Here is a 4012-nt window from a genome sequence, read left to right as displayed (position 1 = left end):
CCGAAGGGCAGAGCAGGTAAGGGCAAAGCCCGTCCTGCGGCCTGGCGGGGCCGTGACAACCGGGTGGAGGGCGTGAATTTGGGAGGGAACCGCGCGCCTGCGCGTGGGAGGAACCGGAATTCTCGACCGGAACCGACGCCAAGGGCGGCGCTTGCCGGTTTTCTCGGCCCTGACAGGATGGCAGGCGGATCAACAGGATTTGGAAACTGTCAGGGTTGGGGTGAGCGGGCGTCAGCCCGTCGATCCCCAGCCCTGTCTATCACTCAAAGCGAGACCGGCGCACTGCCGGGATCACTGAACTCTATCGAGCCATATCTAACTCGATAATATACGATTGATGCCTTCGTTAGATTCAGGCACAAGACGACCATCATTGTTTCTGTTGGTATGCGCGATGAACCAGACGATTGACCTCGAACTAAACGTCACCACCGAACAAGGCCTTCGGGCACTTGCTGAGGAGGGACACACGGTCGAAGTGCTGTGCAAAGCCGATCCTGAACGCAAGGGACCAAGCTGGTACGGCCTGTGGATCATGCGGACGGTTGGGAGTGATGGGCAGGAGAAAATCCTTGTCACTGCCAGAACGCGCGTGACGCAGAATGCGATCAGGGTGCGCGAATTCAAGACGGCAACCGGCGTGATTTCGTTTCTGGTCGGCGTCGGGTTCTCTCAGGCAAGCATTCCCATGAAGAACGGGGAAACGACCTCACACCGCCTCGTAAGTGATTGAGGCCGGAATCACGGGCGATGCCTTGGTCGCGTTCGAACTCGAACTACAACAGCTCACCTAGCATGCTCGACAGTGCATTCGGACTCTCGGCAACGGGGCATTTACGGCAAAACGGCCAGAAATGTTGACTTTGACGCTCATGTGCTTGTTAATCGATTCATTGCTGCTTGAGAGATATTGCTATGGATGACCTTTCCGAACTGAAGATATCACCAGCAAATGAAGATGACGTTGATTTTGCTTGGCCACTATATCGAGAACTAATAAAAAACGTTCTCTTTGAGAAATCTAGTGATGCACCAGAGTGGGATGAAGACCGCGAGCGATCTAACTTTGAAACCCAATGGTCTGACACAAGCAACTATGCGATCTCCTTGGACGGCCAACTGATCGGCTGGATAAGCTCGACGGAAGATGCACACGCTACGACTCTCGAGAATATGTTCATAACCCCTGAATTCCAAGATCGCGGAATAGGGTTGATGCTATTCAAACAGCTAGCTCAAAAGTGGCGTAAAGAAAAAAGAAAGATCGTTGTTCCCGTTCTAATGCTCTCCCAACACGGTAAACGATTGCAAGAACTAGTAGCAGCTGAAGGTTTTGTGGCGTCAGGCGACGCGGCAGAAGTGAGCAAAATGGAATCCAACTGGTAGAGGTGCGAAGGAATGAAAATTGATCCGGAAGACAAAGTATTCAATCTGCTGCCTTGTGAAGTAGACACCCTTAGAACCGCTGCCCTTCAACGTGGACTACCTTTCGACGAAAAGAGAACCCAGTATACAGCTAGGGAGCTAGGGCACTTCGGCATGGTAAGAGAAGCCTACAACTCTGAGGAGTTGGGTTCATTGGGCTTCGGAAGCAAAGATATCGTCACATCTTTTGATACAAATGCAGAAAGAGCACGAGAAGAGCTGTGCATTGACGCGCCCTTTGGTGAGGATATCCGCAAGTGGCAAATACCTGTCGATGTTTGCCAGTGGCGCATGTTTATAACGGAGTTTTCTGCGGGTTCCACTGTCGATCCACACGTACATCCAGAGCATAAGAAGGACGATCCGGGTGGTAGCCTTCGAGTGGTGCTCTCTGGCGGAATTGAGTATCAAGGAAAGCTCTTCAAGCCAGGAGACTGGTTCTATATTCCAAACGGCATACCTTACTCGTTTAGGTCTATACCAGATGAAAAAACAGTCGTGATGTACTCGTACCGTTTCAAGTTTCTCGAAGAAGGAAACAGGTTCTCTCATCCCATTGAAGTCTTCCATGAAACAGCAATGGACTGTGAGATCGCCTGATCTAAGACGGAACAAACGAACTTCAAACCCTGTAGTTTCTAGAAGTTATGAAATCTCTACAGAGCACATTGTTAGGAGGATTATTATGAGCGGTGGATCACTTGGGAAAAAGTGGAAAATTAAGCGTGTTTCGGAGACCGAAGTTTCCATCGCGCTCCCTGAGGGCATGACCTTTACTTCAAAAGACCTCACGATAGAGGATGTTGTGGACGCCTATGAGAGGCATAAAGTTCTGCAACAGGGCGAAGTCTCTGGGAAAGGCGGCTCCGAGGTCGGGGATGAGATATCCCTGCGTTGCTGCAGCGGTAATACAGCAATCGCTGTTCTGTGACAGACCTATCCGATTTAAGGCTATCCCGATATGTTCTGTCCGTGCCTTCGAACGACAGCGTATTGGTTGTCGGATTACTGAAACGCGCCGTCCTCGAGGTTTCGCCAGAATATTGGAATGCGCTTTCGGAATCAGATGAGAATGGCAACTCCACACTCTCTGCGTTGCCATCGGAGTTAATCAGCGTTCTGGTTGATGCTCGAATTCTCGTCGAGAGCAATTTTGATGAGCTGGCACATGCCCGTACACAAAGCTTATTAGCGAGGGGACGACCGGATACCTTTGGTTTGATTGTCGTGCCTACGATGTCCTGTAATATGGGTTGCCACTACTGTTTTGAGGATAAACCCGAAAACGACGGTGGCCTACCGACTAGGATAAGTGAAGACCTTCTGAACTTCGCTGAAAATAGAATGACCGATCCTCGGCTGCGTACCTTTCATCTACGGTGGTTTGGTGGGGAACCGATGCTAGAGATAGATCGAGTCCTAGAGATCACGCAAAAACTTAAGATCATGAGCGCATCGCACGGGCGCCGTTTCCGTGCCGACATGGTTACCAACGGATACGGCATTACACGCTCTTGTGCCGAACAGATGCGCGAAGCCGGTCTCCAAGCGGTACAAATAACCTTTGAAGGCGACCAGCGTAAACATGACAAAATTCGGCGATTGAGCAAGGCTGGTTCGTTCGACGGGATCATCGCTAGTCTCAAGGCAGCAGGTGATTTACTAGAGTTCACAGCGAGAGTGCATGTCGCTCCCTACAGCGTTGACACTATCCCAAGATTACTGCGCCACCTGCACTCTGAGGGTCTGCACCACGTGCTCAAGGCAATCTACTTCGCTCCAATCTTCAACTACCGGCAGAACGATCCTAGGCGAAACTTTCAGGAAAACTCGGGCCTCTATCTTTCGTCACGGGCCTTTGCCACGCACGAGGCCGAACTACTAGCCGACGCACGTCAACTGGGATTCACCACCCTTGACCCGCTGGATGCCGATTATGGGGTTTGTACCGCATTGCGTGAAAATACTGCAGTTATGAATGTCGATGGAACACTGTCAAAGTGCTACCTTGATGCGGGCGACCGCAACGAGTCTTATGGCAATATCACGGGAGACATAGATAACCCGCAGAACCTCCAGAAATGGCGTGATGCGGATTTCTCTGCAGATCCTGACTGCGCAGCTTGCACATTCGCGCCAGTCTGTCTCGGCGGTTGCGACAAACACGCTCGTGCCGCGAGTGATAAGTCAATGATATGCACATCGTTGAAATACAACTACGCCGACGTTTTGCAACTCTATCACGGCTAATCTTCGAGTGCCCGAAAGATGATTATCAAGAATGGCACTCATATTATCGGTAATTGTACAGAAAGAAGGTTAGGTAGGCAGAATACACAACTGTAAGCGATGCACCGACCCCACCTTCCTTGTAAGCCCCTGATCTGAGATTCAGCCCTTACGGATGGATTATCAGGGAGTTTCTCCATGGAGCGCTCAACGGAGCTTCTCAGTAACATTGATTTGGTTGTGGGCCCGCGTGGTCACCGCCGGTGGCCGGATGCGGTGAAGGCGCAAATTGTGGCCGAGACGCTGGTGGAGGGTGCCTCGGTGGACGCAGTTGCTCGGCGGTATGACATGCGGGCCA

Annotated in this window: 6 protein-coding genes; all 6 read left to right on the top strand. The window is 51.3% G+C overall.

Annotated elements, in window-relative coordinates:
• Positions 1-394 precede the first annotated feature (394 nt).
• On the top strand, positions 395-733 hold the full coding sequence (locus ABJZ52_RS01050; protein WP_065334475.1) for a hypothetical protein: 339 nt from the start codon (positions 395-397) through the stop codon (positions 731-733).
• 182 nt (positions 734-915) lie between these two features.
• Positions 916-1386: a GNAT family N-acetyltransferase gene (locus ABJZ52_RS01045; protein WP_348487664.1), complete on the top strand. Its 471-nt coding sequence runs from the start codon at positions 916-918 to the stop codon at positions 1384-1386.
• 12 nt (positions 1387-1398) lie between these two features.
• The gene (locus ABJZ52_RS01040; protein WP_348487663.1) at positions 1399-2025 is read left to right on the top strand and encodes a hypothetical protein; all 627 of its coding nucleotides are present in this window, start codon (positions 1399-1401) and stop codon (positions 2023-2025) included.
• Between the two features lie 85 nt (positions 2026-2110).
• The gene (locus tag ABJZ52_RS01035) at positions 2111-2356 is read left to right on the top strand and encodes a hypothetical protein (RefSeq protein ID WP_348487662.1); all 246 of its coding nucleotides are present in this window, start codon (positions 2111-2113) and stop codon (positions 2354-2356) included.
• A gap of 62 nt (positions 2357-2418) precedes the next feature.
• Entirely contained in the window at positions 2419-3675 is a 1257-nt protein-coding gene (locus tag ABJZ52_RS01030) for a radical SAM protein (RefSeq protein ID WP_348487661.1), read from the top strand.
• 177 nt (positions 3676-3852) lie between these two features.
• Positions 3853-4012 (top strand): transposase (locus tag ABJZ52_RS01025; RefSeq protein WP_348487665.1); only part of this gene is annotated, 160 nt, incomplete at its 3' end.

The sequence above is a fragment of the Roseibium sp. genome (genome assembly GCF_039982295.1).
Classification (GTDB): Bacteria; Pseudomonadota; Alphaproteobacteria; order Rhizobiales; family Stappiaceae; genus Roseibium.
This window is presented reverse-complemented; position numbering and strand designations above follow the sequence as displayed.

Excerpts from the sequence above, each read along its gene's own strand:
- ABJZ52_RS01035 (WP_348487662.1), top strand. The coding sequence starts at position 2,111 with ATGAGCGGTGGATCACTTGGGAAAAAGTGGAAAATTAAGCGTGTTTCG.
- ABJZ52_RS01045 (WP_348487664.1), top strand. The coding sequence starts at position 916 with ATGGATGACCTTTCCGAACTGAAGATATCACCAGCAAATGAAGATGAC.
- ABJZ52_RS01040 (WP_348487663.1), top strand. The coding sequence starts at position 1,399 with ATGAAAATTGATCCGGAAGACAAAGTATTCAATCTGCTGCCTTGTGAA.
- ABJZ52_RS01050 (WP_065334475.1), top strand. The coding sequence starts at position 395 with ATGAACCAGACGATTGACCTCGAACTAAACGTCACCACCGAACAAGGC.